The organism is Streptococcus sp. XMC, from assembly GCF_021341835.1.
In the GTDB taxonomy this organism is placed as follows: Bacteria; Bacillota; Bacilli; order Lactobacillales; family Streptococcaceae; genus Streptococcus.
Window position 1 is genome coordinate 294,096 of record NZ_JAJTNQ010000002.1, and the last position, 16,865, is coordinate 310,960.

A 16,865-nucleotide genomic window follows, 5' to 3' on the forward strand; every position below is an offset into this window, starting at 1 on the left:
AGATCAAAAACTTTCCGCTGTGAGAAAAGTGCCTGAAACATTTGTGTTTCAGGCACTCGGAATTATTGAGACCTTAGGCTCAATAATTAGTCATGGAACTTTGAAGAAGTTCGCTGACGTCCGTACTCACCTAAGGAAAGTTTTTCAAAGACTTTATCTTCAATCTGAAGCTATCCTAAAGGAGGATAGCGTCTATAAATTCTTTCTTTTCTTGGCCTTCTTGGTCAAGGATACATCGCAACGATAAATTTCTTCTGTTAGAAGGGTCGTCATTGCAAAATCGTCAACTTCTGGTCTCAGATCCACTTCATAATCCAAGGTAATCTTTTCCCCATTTTGGCTTGTATTAACCGAAATCAAGTCGACTTCTGTACAATTGCGATCCAGCAAACGGCTGATCTTATCTGCAATCCTAGCCTGATTTTCTAGCTCAATCATCAGGTGACGGCGCCGTTGGTGGTCGGTCTTACTTTGCTTGGTTTCGAGCAAGAGCCAGATAGCTAACAGAAAGGCTGTAAACAAAACTGCCAATAAGAGGTAGCCCGACCCCGCTGCTAAACCAATAATCATGGCTAGGAAAATCGCGATCAATTCTCTCGAGCCACTGGTAGCAGACCGAAAACGAATCAAGCTAAAGGTTCCTGCTACTGCAATCGAGGTCCCCAGACTCCCGTTCACCAGGAAAATCACCAGGGTCATCATGCAGGGAAGCAAGGTGAGACTGACGATAAATTCACGCGTATAGAGAGTACGGTATTTGTAGGTCCAAGACAGGGCCATACCTAGAAAGAGGCTGACCAGCAAGGCTAGCATCAGGCGCACTGGATCTACGGTTGCCGTAGCGTTATTAAAAATAGAATCAAATAGATTAGACATAAGCAGCACCTGTCCTTTCTTGAATTGGCGTTGGTGCGTAGTCTAAGCCTTGTGACTTATGGTAGGCACAACTGTATTTCGAAAATTTCTGTTTGACCAGTCCGTACTTATCCAGAATGTCCTTCAGCCACTGAGGTTCTTCACCTGGGGCCTTGATTTCCATAACGATGGTATTTTCTTCTAATAAAGGCTCTCCAGCTTTCCCACGGAGGAGACTGACCTGCTGATCACGATAGACTAGATTTTGATCCAGGGTGACCCGAATCTTATTGTAAGGATAGCCTTGGATGCTCTTCTTTTCTTTTAAGGACAAACGATCATAATAGATGTACATCTGGGGCTGTAGTCGGTTATCATAGCGCTGGCGTAAAGCTTGGATTTCTTGAACCAAGTCCAGATCCTGAATGGTCTGATCCACTAATCCATCTGTCATGAGGCGGGTAATGGAGGAGGGGTTCGAGACCAGGCGGAACTTGTGACCAATACCTTCTTCATCCTTTGATTTTACTTCTAGAAAGGCCGTACTCTCCACTGTTGGATGCTCTACATAGGTCCGCATCCGGATCTTTTCACGACGGTTCTGTTTAGCAAGGGCATCTTGGATCACATCGAAGTCTTCGGTATCAAAATAGACATTCGAAATCGTGGAGACTGGATAATCGTCTTCAACCACATATTTCTTCAAATCTTTCAATAAATCATCCAAGTCTTCTTTATTCACCACATATTTGGTTTCAATCCGCTTGAAGCTTGTCTCTACCGTTTTTTTCATGTTTTTCTCCTTTTGTTCTATAAAAAGTCGGTCATTTTCTTTATCGTTTTTGTTGCAAAGCCACGAGTCGCTTTACTTGTTCCTTAGTTTAGTGGCCTTTTCTTAAGCTTTCATTAAGCCAAACTTAAAGAAAACTAAAGTTAAGGTTCCTTTCAGAAAAACTTTAGGAAACTTTCAGCTAGCAACTTTAGACTAGGAGCATATCAATGGAACGAGAGGAAAAGCTCATGAAATCAAACAAATGGAAATTCTTATTAACGGGGGCCGCGACCCTCACCTTACTGACAGCTTGTACCCAAGCGTCATCTCAATCAGCTACAACAAACAATACCGCCCAAACAACCGCTACTACTAATAAAGCAACCAACGCCAACTATTTTACAGATAAGGACAAGGACACTTCTTATGATGAAAGTACAGCCTCTACTGTAAAACTGTCTGGATCTTCTGCAACTGTATCAGGTGACGGCGTAGCCGTTTCTGGATCCACCGTGACCATCTCGAAGGGCGGAACCTATGTCATCTCTGGTGAATCCGATGGGGTTCAAATCAAGGTTGAAGCAGGTGACTCAGATGATGTCCACATCATCTTGAAAGGCGTTACCATGACCAACACCAACGCCCCAATCTCTGCTACGAAAGCAGGACATGTTTACCTGACTCTAGCGGAGGGCACGACCAATACCCTATCTGATTCAAGTTCAAACAATGATGAAGATGCCGATGCGGTCATTTTCTCTAAAGGCGACCTTACCATCAATGGTTCAGGTACACTCAACATTGATGCCAAGAAGAACAACGGGATTAAGGCCAATGATACCCTCCACATCACAGGTGGAACCTATAAGATCACGGCTGTTGGAGATGCCTTCAACGTCAATGATGAACTCAATATCACTGGCACGATCATGACTATCGATGCAGATGAAGATGCAGTCAAGGTGGACAATGATGAAGATACTTCTGTCGGAACCATGTATCTGTCTGACAATACCATGACCATTTCAGCTGGGGATGATGGCATCCATGCTTCTGGTGATCTGGTCATCGATAGCGGAACCTATGAGGTAACCGAGTCTGTCGAAGGGCTTGAAGGAAAATCGATCACCATCAACGGAGGGGATATCACCATCTATGCAACCGATGACGGTGTCAATGCTGCCAACGCCAATGCCAACCAAGATGAAATTTTCTTCACCATGAATGGCGGAACCCTAAACGTTGAAGTCGGCCAAGGTGATACCGATCCAATTGATTCGAATGGAAATATCACTATTACTGGAGGAACCATTAAATTAACGGGTCAATCTGGATTCGACTTTGATGGAACAGCTACCTACACTAGCGGAGACATCTATATCAACGGTGAAAAACAAACAGAAATTGTCAACTCCATGCCTGGAGGCGGTGGTGCTCCCGGAGGTGGCGGACCTCAAGGCGGTGGACCTGGTGGGCCTGGTGGACGCTAAACCCTTCTTCCAAGGCCACTAACTGAAGCACACCAGAGTTATTAAAAGACGACTCCCTCGCTTCAAATGAGATCACAAGGAGCTGACCCTTACAGGAGAGAAAATTTGTATGAATACCTACTTCGTACAAGCTCTCTCCTGTTTTTTCGTGCTTTCCAAGCTTTTATAGTGTACAATAGAAGAAATAGCGCTCTATGATTAGAAAGGGATTTATATGATGTCTAAAAAAATCACTCTCCTTGCAACGCTCCTTTTGAGCCTTTTCTTCTTGACAGCCTGTATGTCTGATTTTCAATCACATTTCAAACCGGAAGAAACGAGCTCTCGTGCCTCTTCTAAAAAACAAGAGAAAAGTGAAAAAGAAGGCTCATCGTCTAAAAAATCATCTAAAACTAGCTCTTCGAACAAAGAAAAGAAAGAGTCTAAGACGGAAACCAGCTCTAGCAAAAAAATGGAGGATCTCCCTGCCAATGCTAGCGAAGCCCCAACAGACAAGATCTATGCAACAGGCGATTCTGTCGTTTACTATAGAAAAGATGGTGATACATTAGAAGCAGCAACACCGGATTACGAAGGCTATACCAAAAATTTTGTGCAAAAAATTCTTGGGGAACCTGAAAATGTCCTTAACGACCCAAAGTATCTGGTCGAAACCTTCTCAGAAAAGGAACGGGAAAACCTCGTGAAACTCTATCAAGAGGGACACTTAACAGATGAACAGCTTCGTGCTTTTTGGGCTGGTGCGATCGATATCGCTCAAGCCACTAAGTTCGGTCAAACCTATACGGTTTATATCTACAAACAGGGCCAAGTACAGCTGGTCTTCAAAGAAGATAACCTTATCTACATCACTCCAAATCCAGAAGTGCTTTATTTTAACTAAGAAAAAGCCCTCTTCTCTATTGAGAAGAGGGCTTTGTTTCACATGAAACTTTAGATAGAGGAAGCTTAGTCTTCTTCCATCTTTTGAGGTTGATAGGCCATCATTCCTAGACCAATACACAAGCCCAAAACTAGGGTAAGGAAGGTGACTTGCCCACCTATCTGACCAGATAAGGAAATGGTTTCCCTTAATCCCGATACGGTATAACTCATTGGCAACAGTGGATGAATAGTTTGGAAGAAACGATTGGTGAGGGCAAGCGGATAAGTCCCTGCACTAGAAGCCAGTTGAAGGAGCAAGAGAATCAAAGATATAAATGCTCCGACCTTGTTGTTCCATGTCGTTAAGGCGGTTACCACGGACATGAAGGTCACACTTCCTAGCACACAGAGGAAGAGGGTCAAGCCTTCATGATTTGCTGCCAGTCCTAGCAAGTGAACTGCTCCATAGACCAGAACACCAGCCAAGGCCGCAATCATCCCGTTCACTTCCAATCTCGCTTTAAACCAAGCCCAACGACTTTCTGGATGACGCCCAGATGGCAATTTTGCGAAAATCATATTGGTAGAAAGAGCCGCGACGAAAAGGGCAACGGATATCATATAAGGCGCCATACCCACTCCATTCACTGAAACATTGTCATGGTCTGCCTTCGAAAGAGTGATTGGATCTGACAATACGCTTGCATTTTCTTTTTCAGTGCTAGCGCTATTTAGTTGGTCCTTAGCTGAACTCAAGCCTTGACTAAGATTCTGACTACCTGTTTGGAGATTACCCAAGCCTCCGACAAGAACCTGACCTCCTGCCGCTAATTGACCAGAGCCATCAGCTATCTTAGCTGCACCATCCGCCAATTTCTGAGAACCTGATAGTAACTGACCTGATTTATCCGATAACTGATCGACTCCTGATACCAGTTGATCAACACCGCTAGCCAAAACCGGTGTTTGACCATTTAATTGACCGATCCCGCTAGCTAGCAATCCAGCGCCTGTTGTTAATTCACTAGACTTACTAGTCAATTGGTTGGCTCCTGAAGCTAATTGATTCATTCCAGCAGTCAGAGTTGGCATTTTCCCATTTAGGTCTCCCAATCCTACTGCTAGTTGATTACTTCCCGTTACCAAGTCACCAGATTTCTGCTCCAGCTGATTTGTCCCCGCACTCAATTGAGTAGCTCCTGCAATCAAGCTATTGCTATTGCCCGTAAGCTGACTAGCTCCACCGGCTAACTGATCCACCCCTGTTGTATAGAGTTGAACTCCCTGGCTAAGGGTTTGGCTAGCTGGGAGAAGTTGCTCTGTTACTGCTGTCTGAACGGAGCTCAAGCTAGTTGAAAGAGTATTCAAGGTAGACGAAGCTGTTGGCAAGATCTGGTTGGCACTTTCTTTTACTGTGGCCAAGGGACTCTCGGTTGTTAAGCCTTCTTGCAAGCCTTGAACAGTAGTCAAAATCGCTTGAGCAGCAGTCTCCGTAGTACTTGAAGTAGCAGAGACAGCAGCCGTCATTTCTGCCTGTTGCTCAGCTGTCATCGATTGATAGGCAGCAGTAGCTTGAAGATTTGCTAGCACCGAATTGCGGTCAGCCTGTGCTGCTGCTGAAATCCCTTGAGCAGAGGTGGCGATGGTTGCCAAAGCTGTGCTGAGTTGACTGGTATCTCCGCTCGTGTTCTGAATAGCTTCATTTAATTGGGTGAGGCCTGCTGTTAATTGGGCAAGTTGCTCTTGCTGATTTGGTTGCGGAGTGAGTTGTGTGGATAAGGTTTGAATGCCTGTCTCTAACTGAGACACTCCATTTCTTAATGCTTCCGATTGGCCGCTTAATTGACTAGCTCCACCACTGAGAGTAGCAAGCCCTGAGCTATAGCTGGTGAGGCCAGCTGTCAAATTACTAGCGCCAACATTCAACTGACCGACTCCCTTTGTATAGGTAGTAAGTCCCGTTGAGAGAGTCGTCATCCCTGTATGCAATTGGCCAATTCCAGAGGCCAACTGAGGCGTTTGACTAGCCATTTGGTTTAAACCATTTCCCAGTTGTCCAACTCCCGACGTATAGGTCGTCAAACCACTACTAAAGGTTGTAAAGCCATCATGAAGTCGCCCAACTCCCGACACGAGAGTCGGAACTTTTTCCTGCATTTGATGAAGACCAGTTCCTAATTGGCCAACTCCATTGGTGTAGGCCAAGAGACCAGTGCTAAGAGTCTGTGCCCCATTTGAAAAAGTCAGACTCGAATTGGACAAGGTGGTCAAATGGTCTGTCAGGGTCTGTCCACCCTCTTTTAGCTGACCAGCACCGGTCGCTAATTTCTGGCTTCCTTCCGCTGCTGTTCCCATCCCTGTCTTCAAACTTCCCATCTTTTCGAAAAGAGCGCTGGTATAGGTTTGAGTGACATTACTAGCAACGGTTTGCTGGATTTTTATCATGGCTGAATCACTCATCTTACCAGCAATAAAGCTATGTCCACTAGATGTTTGGTAGGCAATGGTCATCTGTTCTGGGTGATTGGTTAAGATAGAAGCAGCTTTAGCAGATAGATCCTTAGGCAAGGTCACCACCATATAGTAATCACCCTTTTCCAACCCCTCTTTAGCTGCTTTTTCATCGACAATATGAAAATCTAGGGCGTCACTTTTCTCAAAATTGGACACCATGTCTTTTCCGATTGTCAATTCTTCTTCCTGATAACGAGCTGGCTGGTCTTGATTGACAACTGCTACTGGCAGGTCGGAAACCTTGCCATAAGGATCCCACATAGAGGATAGAAAGATCACATTGTAGAGAGCTGGTATCAAGGCAACCCCGATCATCACAACGATAAAGGTCGGTTTCCTAAAAATCGCTTTCCATTCCTTAAACATTTTTTGTCTCCTTTTTATACACATTGTCTAATTTTTTGATATAATTGATTATACAGTTCTTTTTAAAAACCGCAAGTTAAAAAAATCATTTTTGGACACTGTGTATAATTTTGTATATAAAAGAGGGAGACTAGAATGGTTACCGAAAGCAACAAGCGAATAAAAACAAAACGGATCATCCAGGAAGCTATGGTTGACCTGCTTCATAGGGAGTCCTTTGATGAGATTTCAACTGTTCAGTTGGCAAAAGAGGCTGGTATCAGCCGGAGTAGCTTCTATACCCACTACCGTGATAAGTACGATATGATCGAGCGCTACCAACAGGAATTTTTCCACAAAGTCGAATACATCTTCGACAAACAACAAGATGATAAACACCAAGCTGTTACCGAAGTTTTCGAATTTCTCACCAAGGAGCCCCTCTTTGCTGTCCTTCTAACCGAGAATGGGACAAAAGAAATTCAATCCTTCTTGCGGCACAAGCTACAAGTTCTACTAGTCGATAGCTTGCAAGAGCGTTACGGCCATCGATCTTTGACCGAAATCGAAAGAGACTATAGTTCCGTCTACCTCACCAATGCCTTCTTTGGAGTCTGTCAAATGTGGGTGGCCCGTGGGCAAAAAGAAAGCCCCCAACAAATGGCGGACTTCCTATTAAAAATGCTGGAATAAAAGAGAGTGGGACAGAAATCGGTAATTCGTTAGAATTCGATTTCGTCGTCCCACCTCCGCACAGTTGAGTAGGGCTGTAAAAGCTGATGAAATCAGCGTGGTAGAGCCCACTCAACCACTGCGTCTTGCTCAACAATCCCAAAATAATTGAGAGGCTAGGACTTTTGTCCCAGCCTCTTTTATGTTATGTTTCTTTAGTTCCCTGCTCCTAAAAATTGATCCACAAAGAAACTGAAGTATGATTTTTCTCCTGTGATTAGGACACACTTCCCTTCCAAACCGTATCGTAGGAGTTTGGCCTCCTGATCCTTGAGACGAAGAACTCCCTCTATTTTGAAAAAGTTCCCCTGTTCTGTCCGAGTGGCACTCGAAGCAATTGAGCTAATACGGGCCTCTAGCGTAATTGGTTTTTGTTTACTTCCCTGTGTGCTAAAGCGAATCCGATCGCCTACATGAATCGTTGCTATATCTTTTGAAGGAATATAGGTGACAATCTTGACTTCTTTTTCTTTCTGAATGAGTGGATAAACTTGAGCCAAAGGAGTACCTTCCGCTACAATACTCGCTCCTTTTGTTTCATCATTCAAATGAATCACCCCTTCATCCTTGGCTAGAATCCGAGTCTTCTGAAGAAGATTTTCTTGTGTTTTTAACTTACTGTCTAAATCTGCAATTTGCTGAGAAAGAAGCAGTAAATCTTGTCCAACCTTACTTAGCTGTTGAGCTTTCAGGGAGGCTATTTGACTATCTAAGCTGGTCGAAAAAGCTTGTTGGCTTCCAGATCCCGCATATTGGATGCGATAATTAGAAATACTCGCCTCTAACTGCTGGATTTGACTATCTAGCTGACTGATAAAAGAAGCTTGTGCTTGAGCGTTTTCTTCTCCATGTGGTTGCTGAGCATAACTCTGGTAGAGAGAATAAAGTGGATGAGTCGCATCCAAACTTCTTCCTTCTAGTAGAGCTGATTTTAGACTATGGTAATCAGCTAATCGCTTCTCTTGGTCTTGGATTGCTTGGCCAATTTCCGCTTGACTGGAACTTGCACTGGCATTTTGAGAAGCAATGGTTGCATTTTGTTGATGGGCTTGCGCTTGGAGAATCGCTATTTGTTGCTGATAATCCTTAAACAGCTGGTCATACCCAAAATGCTCAGTTCCTGTAAACTGGCTCTCCCCGGTCTCAATGCTCGTTTTCAACAATTTTAATTGTTCCTCCTGTTTCTTTAAGAGGTCGAGCTGTTGCGTTAAGCTCATTCCTTGTTGTTTTTCCTGATCCTCTTGGTATTCTACCAAGATTTCTCCCTTCTTAATCTCTTTATTTTCCTTCAAATGGTTGACTTGAATGGGAGAATTACTCGTTGACTGGATTTGGTCCACCACGCGTGTAGCTTCAATCGTCCCACGACTAGACAAGGTCACTTCCTTCTTGGCAAATACAGAGAAACCGACAACAAATAGTAGTAAAAGAAAACAAGGGACCACCCATAAACTAGCAAAATTGTGGAAACGTTTCTGATAGAATTCTGCACTTTCAAAATATTTTTCGTTCATCATACTTTCTTTTTTTCTCCTAGTCCTCTCTTAACAAGTAACCAAATGGCTGTAATAGCCATTCTTTTTCAGTAATTCTTCATGGCTTCCTTCTTCCTTCAGACGACCTTGGTCCATGAGGAAGACTTTTTCAGACCGTTCTGCAATCGTTAACCGATGGGCGATAAAGATAATCGTTTTGTCTAAGGCCATCAAGCGGTCCACAATTTTCTTCTCCGTCAAGATATCCAGGCTGCTGGTCGCTTCATCCAAGATCAGAATCGGAGCGTCCGTTAATAAGGCACGCGCCAAGGCAATCCGCTGCCGTTGACCACCAGAGATTCCCATGCCATCCGTAGTCAATTCTGTTTGGTAATTGAGGGGCATACGCTCAATGTCTTCTCGAATTCCTGCGATTTCAACAGCGCGCAAGATATCTTCCTGACTAGTTCCTTCCCGCGCTCCCAGTAACAAGTTCTCTAAAATCGTACCATTAAAGACATAGGGCTGCTGGGGTAAATAATTGATTTGCTGGCGGAGCAAGGTCTTATCCACTTGCTGGATATCCGTTCCTCCCAGGCGAATCGTCCCTTTATTGGGTTGGTAGAAATTCACCATCATCTTTGCTAGCGTGGTTTTTCCAGAACCTGAAATACCAACAAAACTTACCTTGCTCCCTTTTTTGATTGTGAGACTGATATCAGTAAGAACGTTAGCCCCAAAACCGTATTTGTAGTCTACTCCTTCAAAAACCAGATCACCATCGAGAGCATCACGATCTTGAAGAGGCTTCTTCTCTGCGAACTCAGAGTCTATCAAATAGACTTCATTCAGACGGGTATTGGCCACTCGGGCTGCTTGAAGTTTGGTTTGGAGGTTGATCAAGTTCTCTAAAGGGCCTGTGAAATAAACAAGGAGAGTATTGTAGGTGATCAACTGCCCCAAGCTCAATTCTTGCTTCATGACCAAATGAGCTCCCAACCACAAGACCAAGACATTCAAAATCAATTGGGCCAAGTGTTTGAGCCCCTTTTGTAGACTCTCCGCCTTGCTCATGGCAAAGGACTTCTTGAGATAGTCTACAAATTCTGAGTCAATCTTTTGATAGCGACTCCGCTCACTGGTAAGAGACTTGATAGTTTCAATCCCGTTGATATCTTCGATGATAGAAGAAGACAAGACACTATTGGCTTCCATGGTTTCATTATTTAAGCGCTCAAAAGGCTTCATAAAGGCAAAAATAATGACCGCATAAATCGGTAGCAAGAGAATGGTCAAGAAAAAGAGGTGAGCGTTTTGGCTAAACAGGACTACTGATAAAATCAAAACAATAGACAGATCCAAAAAGATTGAAAGCAGTGTACTAGCCAGAGCATCGATAATGCGGTTGGCATCTGTAAAACGTGACACAACTTCTCCTGTCCGTCGAGTCGCAAAGAAACTCATAGGCAACTGAAAAACATGCTTAATATAGGACAGAATGACATCAATAGACAAGCGTTGGCCTAAAACAAGAAGCAAGTAATCTTGCGCATAGGTCAGGACCTGCTGTAAGATGTAAACTACAATCAACCCTAGTGAAATCACACTCAGCGTCTGCTTCATCTGATCAGGCACATAGGTATCAATAATCGATTGTAAGTAGTAAGAACCCACAATATTGATGAGGGTTACCAATAACGTTGCAAGAACAATATGCAGAACCAATTGCCGCTGTTTAAACAAAAGAGGGACAAAATCTAGGAGTCCATTTTTCTTTTCTTTACTCGGTTGATAGGCTGGAGTCGGAGCCAAGGCGATGACAATCCCTGTCCATTCCTTTTCAAACTCCTCGATCGTCAATTTGGTCATCTTTACCTTTGGATCTGGATCGGCTATGTAAAGATGCTTTTTATCTTTCTTATAGACTACGTAATAATGAGGGAGACGCCCATCCTTGATCACGTGAACAATCAAGGGATAGCTCACTCCTTCCAAGTCAAAAAGTGTGCGATCTGCTCGGAAGGCGCGTGTCTCAAAACCCAACTCCTCAGCCACCTTGACCAGACCTAAGGCGGTCGTTCCATCTGCAGTCGTTTTTGCCTTCTCCCGCAGACTAGCTAAAGAATAGTATGAGCCATAGTAGCCAAAGACCATGGCCAAAGCTGCAACACCGCAGTCTCTCATATCAACTTGTTGGCGATAATGTTTTTTCTTAAATCCCATAAGAACCCTTTCCAATCGTTTGTTTCATCTTAACAAAAAGGACTATCTGAGAAGAAAAAATCGCTATTTGGTTTATTATTTTAGGTATTTGGTCACAAAAATCTCCAAATTAGGAGAGTTGTTATTTATTTTGTAAAAGAAAAACCGCCTATTTTTACAGGCGGACATTTCTTTCTATGAAGTAAACTTAGGGAGCAAATAAGGGAACAAACCCAGAAATCGAGGATTGAAGACAAAACAAAAAGCCCACTGTTGTAGGCTTTCTGCAAGTTTTTTCTTGAAATTAAAGCATTTTGTTGTAGAATTCAACGACAAGTGCTTCGTTGATTTCTGGGTTGATTTCATCGCGTTCTGGCAAGCGAGTCAATGAACCTTCCAATTTTTCAGCATCGAATGATACGAATGCTGGACGTCCAAGAGTTGCTTCAACAGCTTCAAGGATAGCTGGAACTTTAGCTGATTTTTCACGAACTGAGATCACTTGACCTGGAGTTACGCGGTATGAAGGGATATCAACGCGTTTTCCGTCAACAAGGATATGACCGTGGTTAACGAATTGACGAGCTTGACGACGAGTAGTCGCAAGTCCAAGACGGTAAACAACGTTATCCAAACGACGTTCCAAAAGAAGCATGAAGTTGAAACCGACAGTTCCTTCTTTGATCTTAGTAGCTTGTACGAACAAGTTACGGAATTGTTTTTCACCAAGTCCGTAAGAGAAACGAAGTTTTTGTTTTTCAGCTAATTGCAAACCGTATTCTGACAATTTTGAACGGTTGTTTGGTCCGTGTTGACCTGGTACGTAGTTACGACGTGCCAATTCTTTACCTGTACCTGTAAGTGACAAGCCAAGACGGCGAGATTGTTTCCAAGATGGTCCTGTATAACGTGACATTTGAAATGTCCTCCTATAAAAATAATTTTTTGTAGGAAATAACGTTTTAGACAAACCTGATTCGTTCAGAAAGCCTTCGCCCAAACAGCAAAGGTTACTTTTCTAGCCGGCTTCCTGTTGACGAGCTTCATTTTGTCCTGCTGTCATTTCGCACAAATTCTATTATACCACTAATACTAGCCCTTGTAAAGTTGCTTTCTCATTTTTTTGATTTCTTTCTATAAATGAAAAGCAAAATGAGGTTTTCTAGCTAAGAACTTTCTAAATCACATATTTTGACTTAGATATACATGTATTCACTTCCCTATCCTATCTATTTACAGGAATATTTACACATTTTTTACAACTTGTCAATCATGATTGTTTTAAAAACCTCCTAAGTTCCCCTCTATTTTAGTGATATAAAGAATGATGAGACTTCTCTTCAAAAGATCCCCCTGTCTAATATTGACAGATATGATTGTTAAATTGACATCTTTGTCAATTAATTTACACAACAAATCTTTATAATATGTTCAGGATATCAAAAAAACCATCTCCAAGAAGAGACGGTTGGAAGTTCTAGCTCACCCTAGCTAGATTAGTCTAAGTAATGAATCAGATTTTTCTCAGTTAAAATATCTGAGTAAGTATATGATTCGACATAAGTTGTTGCTGGTTCACCAGGTAAACTGTTTTCATTAGTGTATTCAATAATAAACAAAGAAGGATAGACTTCAATTAATCGACCAAACTTATTTTTTTGACGTTTACGACCATTTTCCAAGGTCATTTCCACGATTTGGCCTTCATGAGCCTTGATTTCTTCTTTGATTTTTTTCATTTTTGCTACATCTGTAAATGCATCACTCATCCATTATTCCTCTACTCTCTTTGATATGCTGGAGAACTTATTATATTCTTTCTGGAAGATTAACTCCACTGTTCCACGCGCTCCTGAACGGTTTTTTTCAATAATGACTTCAACCTTGTTATTCGGCAAGCCTTCTTCTTCCTCACCTGCACGTTCATAATAGTCATCACGGTATAGAAAGGCAACAATATCTGCATCCTGCTCGATGGATCCTGATTCACGGATATCAGATAGAACCGGACGCTTATCTTGTCGTTGTTCGACTCCCCGAGATAGCTGACTAAGGGCAATCACAGGAACCTTCAATTCTTTCGCCAAAATTTTTAATTGACGAGAGATTTCTGAGACCTCCTGTTGCCGGTTTTCACGTCCAGTCCCTGTAATCAACTGCAAGTAGTCGATAAGGATCAAGCCAAGATTACCTGTTTCTTGTGCTAACTTTCTAGAACGAGATCGAATTTCCGTAATCCGAATACCAGGAGTATCATCTATATAAATGCTGGCATTGGCTAGATTTCCTTGGGCAATAGCATACTTCCGCCATTCATCATCTGTCAACTGACCGGTACGAATAGAATGAGACTCAATCAAGCCCTCTGCTGCCAACATCCGGTCCACCAAACTTTCAGCCCCCATTTCCAGTGAGAAAATAGCGACTGTTTTATCCAACTTGGTTCCGATATTTTGGGCAATGTTTAGAGCGAAGGCAGTCTTACCAACCGCTGGACGAGCCGCAAGAATAATCAACTCTTCTTCATGAAGACCTGTTGTCATATGGTCAAGATCTCGATAACCTGTTGCAATCCCCGTAATATCCGTTGTCTGTAATGACCGAGTTTCAAGACTTCCAAAGTTGATATTTAGGACATCCTTGATATTCTTGAAACCACTTCGATTGGCATTTTCACTGACATCAATCAGGGCTTTTTCTGCACCTGCAATAATCTCATCCGACGGACTTGCTCCATCATATGCTTGATTGATACTCTCCGTTAAACGGGCAATCAAGCGTCTTAGAACCGCTTTTTCGGAAACAATCTTTGCGTAATATTCCGCATTGGCTGAGGTCGGAACAGAGTTGATAACTTCAGCTAGATAAGAGAGACCACCGATATTTTGCAAGTCCCCTTGGCTATCTAAAATATTGCGAACGGTCGTCGCATCGATAGCATCTCCCCTATCTGCAAGGTCAATCATCGCCTTAAAAATTAACCGATGGGCATATTTAAAGAAATCTGCTGGCTCAATAAACTCACGAACAAAAACCAGTTTTCCCTCATCAATAAAGATGGCTCCTAAGACAGATTGCTCTGCTTGGATATCTTGAGGCTGGGTTCTTAATTCTTCTATCTCAGCCATAGTCATTCCTTTCTAACGATTTACTTAACCTTCGTTTACCCGAATTTGGATAATACCTGTAATATCCTGATAAATTTTAACAGGCACATCAATCAGGCCGACAGAGCGAATTGGAGAAGCCACTTGAATGTGACGCTTGTCGATTTTGATCCCAAATTGCTTTTGTAGTTCTTCTGCAATTTTTTTATTGGTAATAGAACCAAATGTGCGTCCATCAGGGCCAATTTTTTCTGTAAATTGGACAACAGTTGTTTCTTCTGCTAATTTTGCTTGAATGTTTTTCGCTTCTGCAACTAGTTCCGCATGGGCTTTTTCTTCAGATTTTTGCTTACCGCGAAGCTCCCCAATCGCTTGGGCATTGGCTTCTTTGGCTAAATTCTTTTTAATCAAAAAGTTTTGAGCATAACCTGTTGGGACTTCTTTAATTTCCCCTTTTTTTCCTTTTCCTTTTACATCTGCTAAAAAGATAACTTTCATTCTTTTTCCTCCTTATCCTTTTGGACCTCTTCTTGAATACAGTCAATCAACTGGGTACGAACCTGATCGATGGTTACATCTGTCAATTGAGAAGCCGCCGAATTAAAGTGGCCTCCGCCTCCCATTTGCTCCATAATTTTTTGCACGTTGACTTTGCTTCTGCTTCGAGCTGAAATGGAAATGCTTCCTTGTTCATTTAGAGCAATAACAAAGGTCGCTTCAATTTTAGACATAGCCAACATACTATCGGCTGCTTTACTAATAGTAACCGTTCCATAAGGGACATCTGGTGCTCCTGTTGCCACAATAATATGTGGGAATACCATTTGACCATTTAGGATCAACTCATTAACTTCTCGGTACTCATCGAAGTTAATAGCTGAAATTTCCTGGATGAGGACACTATCACTACCTCGGCTTCGTAAATAACTAGCTACATCAAATGTACGGCTTGTTACGCGAACAGAGAAATTTTTGGTGTCCAACATAATTCCAGCCATCAAAACACTGGCTTGTATCTTATTCAAGCGGTTCTTCTTAGAATTCTGGAACTGAAGCAATTCCGTAACCAACTCACTTGCACTACTTGCGCCACTTTCAATATAAGTGATCATGGCATTTTCAGGAAAGTCTTCATCCCGTCTATGGTGATCAATGACAATGACTTGGTGAAACTTCTCATACAAATCATTTGAAAGCGTGAGAGCTGTCTTCGAATGGTCTACCATAATCAAAAGGGATTGATCGGTTACCATCCGTAGAGCATCTGAAACCGTTACGAGTTTAGTCGCTCCATCTGATTGAATTTTTTCAACCGCTCGTTCGATATCCTGAGCCATAGACGTATCATCATAAACTGCATAAGAGCGTTCGTTGATATTGTTTGCAAATAATTGCATCCCAATCGATGCCCCCAAAGCATCCATGTCTAATTTTTTGTGGCCAACAACAAATACCTGATCAACCGATTTAATTTTTTCGGAAATAGCTGTCATCATCGCACGCGTTCGTGTACGGGTGCGCTTAATAGCAGAAGCAGTCCCACCTCCAAAGAAAATAGGATCCTTGCCTTCATCTTTTTCTTTTACAACCGCTTGGTCGCCCCCTCGGACTTCAGCTAAGTTTAGATTCGATAAAGCAACTCTACCAATTTCATCATGATTGCCATCTCCGTATGAGAATCCCATACTTACCGTAATGGGTAATTCACGATTTTTCGCTTCCTCACGGAATTGGTCAATAATAGAAAATTTAGATTCGATTAATTGTTCAAGAACGGTATAGTCGGTAAAAAGATAAAAGCGATCCATCCCAACTCTTCGGTAAAACATATGGTATTTTTCCGAGAATTCTTCAACAAAGTTTGCAATAAAGCCATTGATGCTACTGATATCTGAATCAGATACAACATCTTCTAAATCATCATAGTTGTCTACGGACATAATCCCGATGACTGGCCTAGTCGTTACAAGACCAACGTTGGCCTCATACTCACTAGACGCATCAAAAAAATAAACGACACTGGCCTGGGAATCTAGATAAACAGAATATTTCTTATCTCCAATGGTTGCATAATGGCCTTTCCCTTCAAAAGGAATCGCCAACACTTGTTGGAGGTATTCCACATCGAATTGCCCATCCTCAGTAGAGAAAATCAACTCCGCATAAGGATTGAACCATTCAACTTCATTGGTTTCACCGTTTACCTTGATTACACCAACTGGCATTTTATCCAGTAGCGAGGCCAATCCATTTTCAGCCTGATGATTGACATATTGAATTTGTTCTAGCTCATCCAATTCTACTTGCTTTAATTGATGAAGAAAGAGATAGATGACACCGGAAAGAATCAACAGAATCACAAATAAATTTGCAATTGTGCCACCCAATAATCTGGAACTGATGGCTAATATAATAAATGCTAACAAACCTACCATACAATAATGGATAGGAGTCATACGAAATTTTTTCATCATAAACCTCTGTTGGGCCATTATACCATAAAACATAA

Annotated in this window: 13 protein-coding genes; 3 read left to right on the forward strand and 10 right to left on the reverse strand. The window is 42.3% G+C overall.

Annotation, left to right across the window (positions count from 1 at the left end; all coding sequences use genetic code 11):
- Positions 1-192: 192 nt before the first annotated feature.
- Together LXO72_RS06245 and LXO72_RS06250 are read right to left on the reverse strand one after the other, a co-directional pair.
- Positions 193-876: a DUF4956 domain-containing protein gene (locus LXO72_RS06245; RefSeq protein ID WP_233331837.1), complete on the reverse strand. Its 684-nt coding sequence runs from the start codon at positions 874-876 to the stop codon at positions 193-195.
- Complete coding sequence (locus LXO72_RS06250; protein ID WP_154857000.1) at positions 869-1,648, reverse strand: polyphosphate polymerase domain-containing protein; 780 nt, start codon at positions 1,646-1,648, stop codon at positions 869-871. Before LXO72_RS06250 ends, LXO72_RS06245 begins: the two co-directional genes overlap by 8 nt.
- A 227-nt stretch (positions 1,649-1,875) precedes the next feature.
- Here LXO72_RS06250 and LXO72_RS06255 point away from each other — a divergent pair, with 227 nt between their 5' ends.
- Positions 1,876-3,117: a carbohydrate-binding domain-containing protein gene (locus tag LXO72_RS06255; RefSeq protein WP_233331865.1), complete on the forward strand. Its 1,242-nt coding sequence runs from the start codon at positions 1,876-1,878 to the stop codon at positions 3,115-3,117.
- A gap of 217 nt (positions 3,118-3,334) precedes the next feature.
- Positions 3,335-4,000, forward strand: a complete 666-nt coding sequence (locus tag LXO72_RS06260) for a DUF4947 domain-containing protein (RefSeq protein ID WP_233331838.1) — start codon at positions 3,335-3,337, stop codon at positions 3,998-4,000.
- A gap of 65 nt (positions 4,001-4,065) precedes the next feature.
- Here LXO72_RS06260 and LXO72_RS06265 read toward each other — a convergent pair whose 3' ends face one another.
- Positions 4,066-6,861, reverse strand: a complete 2,796-nt coding sequence (locus LXO72_RS06265) for a YhgE/Pip domain-containing protein (protein WP_233331839.1) — start codon at positions 6,859-6,861, stop codon at positions 4,066-4,068.
- 135 nt (positions 6,862-6,996) lie between these two features.
- Here LXO72_RS06265 and LXO72_RS06270 point away from each other — a divergent pair, with 135 nt between their 5' ends.
- Entirely contained in the window at positions 6,997-7,533 is a 537-nt protein-coding gene (locus LXO72_RS06270; RefSeq protein ID WP_006595361.1) for a TetR/AcrR family transcriptional regulator, read from the forward strand.
- Between the two features lie 194 nt (positions 7,534-7,727).
- On the opposite strand, the gene LXO72_RS06275 is transcribed toward LXO72_RS06270, so the two are convergent.
- The 7 genes from LXO72_RS06275 to LXO72_RS06305 form a co-directional block, all read right to left on the reverse strand.
- Positions 7,728-9,089: a bacteriocin secretion accessory protein gene (locus LXO72_RS06275; protein ID WP_154856992.1), complete on the reverse strand. Its 1,362-nt coding sequence runs from the start codon at positions 9,087-9,089 to the stop codon at positions 7,728-7,730.
- A 27-nt stretch (positions 9,090-9,116) separates the two neighbouring features.
- Complete coding sequence (gene comA / locus LXO72_RS06280) at positions 9,117-11,270, reverse strand: peptide cleavage/export ABC transporter ComA (protein WP_154856990.1); 2,154 nt, start codon at positions 11,268-11,270, stop codon at positions 9,117-9,119.
- A gap of 283 nt (positions 11,271-11,553) precedes the next feature.
- On the reverse strand, positions 11,554-12,165 hold the full coding sequence (gene rpsD, locus LXO72_RS06285) for a 30S ribosomal protein S4 (RefSeq protein ID WP_003009175.1): 612 nt from the start codon (positions 12,163-12,165) through the stop codon (positions 11,554-11,556).
- A 580-nt stretch (positions 12,166-12,745) separates the two neighbouring features.
- On the reverse strand, positions 12,746-13,018 hold the full coding sequence (locus LXO72_RS06290; protein ID WP_006595358.1) for a Veg family protein: 273 nt from the start codon (positions 13,016-13,018) through the stop codon (positions 12,746-12,748).
- Positions 13,019-13,021: 3 nt separating this feature from the next.
- Entirely contained in the window at positions 13,022-14,377 is a 1,356-nt protein-coding gene (dnaB, locus tag LXO72_RS06295) for a replicative DNA helicase (protein ID WP_233331840.1), read from the reverse strand.
- Between the two features lie 24 nt (positions 14,378-14,401).
- Positions 14,402-14,854 carry a 50S ribosomal protein L9 gene (rplI, locus tag LXO72_RS06300; protein WP_048715073.1) on the reverse strand — a complete coding sequence of 151 codons (453 nt, stop codon included), beginning with the start codon at positions 14,852-14,854 and terminating at the stop codon, positions 14,402-14,404.
- Positions 14,851-16,830 carry a DHH family phosphoesterase gene (locus LXO72_RS06305; RefSeq protein WP_154856986.1) on the reverse strand — a complete coding sequence of 660 codons (1,980 nt, stop codon included), beginning with the start codon at positions 16,828-16,830 and terminating at the stop codon, positions 14,851-14,853. The genes rplI and LXO72_RS06305 overlap by 4 nt, the downstream gene beginning before the upstream one ends.
- Positions 16,831-16,865: the final 35 nt, after the last annotated feature.

What these genes read in the sequence shown, in the direction of transcription:
- LXO72_RS06245 (WP_233331837.1), bottom strand. Translation starts at nt 876, where the DNA reads ATGTCTAATCTATTTGATTCTATTTTTAATAACGCTACGGCAACCGTA.
- LXO72_RS06250 (WP_154857000.1), bottom strand. Translation starts at nt 1,648, where the DNA reads ATGAAAAAAACGGTAGAGACAAGCTTCAAGCGGATTGAAACCAAATAT.
- LXO72_RS06255 (WP_233331865.1), top strand. Translation starts at nt 1,876, where the DNA reads ATGAAATCAAACAAATGGAAATTCTTATTAACGGGGGCCGCGACCCTC.
- LXO72_RS06260 (WP_233331838.1), top strand. Translation starts at nt 3,335, where the DNA reads ATGTCTAAAAAAATCACTCTCCTTGCAACGCTCCTTTTGAGCCTTTTC.
- LXO72_RS06265 (WP_233331839.1), bottom strand. Translation starts at nt 6,861, where the DNA reads ATGTTTAAGGAATGGAAAGCGATTTTTAGGAAACCGACCTTTATCGTT.
- LXO72_RS06270 (WP_006595361.1), top strand. Translation starts at nt 6,997, where the DNA reads ATGGTTACCGAAAGCAACAAGCGAATAAAAACAAAACGGATCATCCAG.
- LXO72_RS06275 (WP_154856992.1), bottom strand. Translation starts at nt 9,089, where the DNA reads ATGATGAACGAAAAATATTTTGAAAGTGCAGAATTCTATCAGAAACGT.
- comA (WP_154856990.1), bottom strand. Translation starts at nt 11,270, where the DNA reads ATGGGATTTAAGAAAAAACATTATCGCCAACAAGTTGATATGAGAGAC.
- rpsD (WP_003009175.1), bottom strand. Translation starts at nt 12,165, where the DNA reads ATGTCACGTTATACAGGACCATCTTGGAAACAATCTCGCCGTCTTGGC.
- LXO72_RS06290 (WP_006595358.1), bottom strand. Translation starts at nt 13,018, where the DNA reads ATGAGTGATGCATTTACAGATGTAGCAAAAATGAAAAAAATCAAAGAA.
- dnaB (WP_233331840.1), bottom strand. Translation starts at nt 14,377, where the DNA reads ATGGCTGAGATAGAAGAATTAAGAACCCAGCCTCAAGATATCCAAGCA.
- rplI (WP_048715073.1), bottom strand. Translation starts at nt 14,854, where the DNA reads ATGAAAGTTATCTTTTTAGCAGATGTAAAAGGAAAAGGAAAAAAAGGG.
- LXO72_RS06305 (WP_154856986.1), bottom strand. Translation starts at nt 16,830, where the DNA reads ATGATGAAAAAATTTCGTATGACTCCTATCCATTATTGTATGGTAGGT.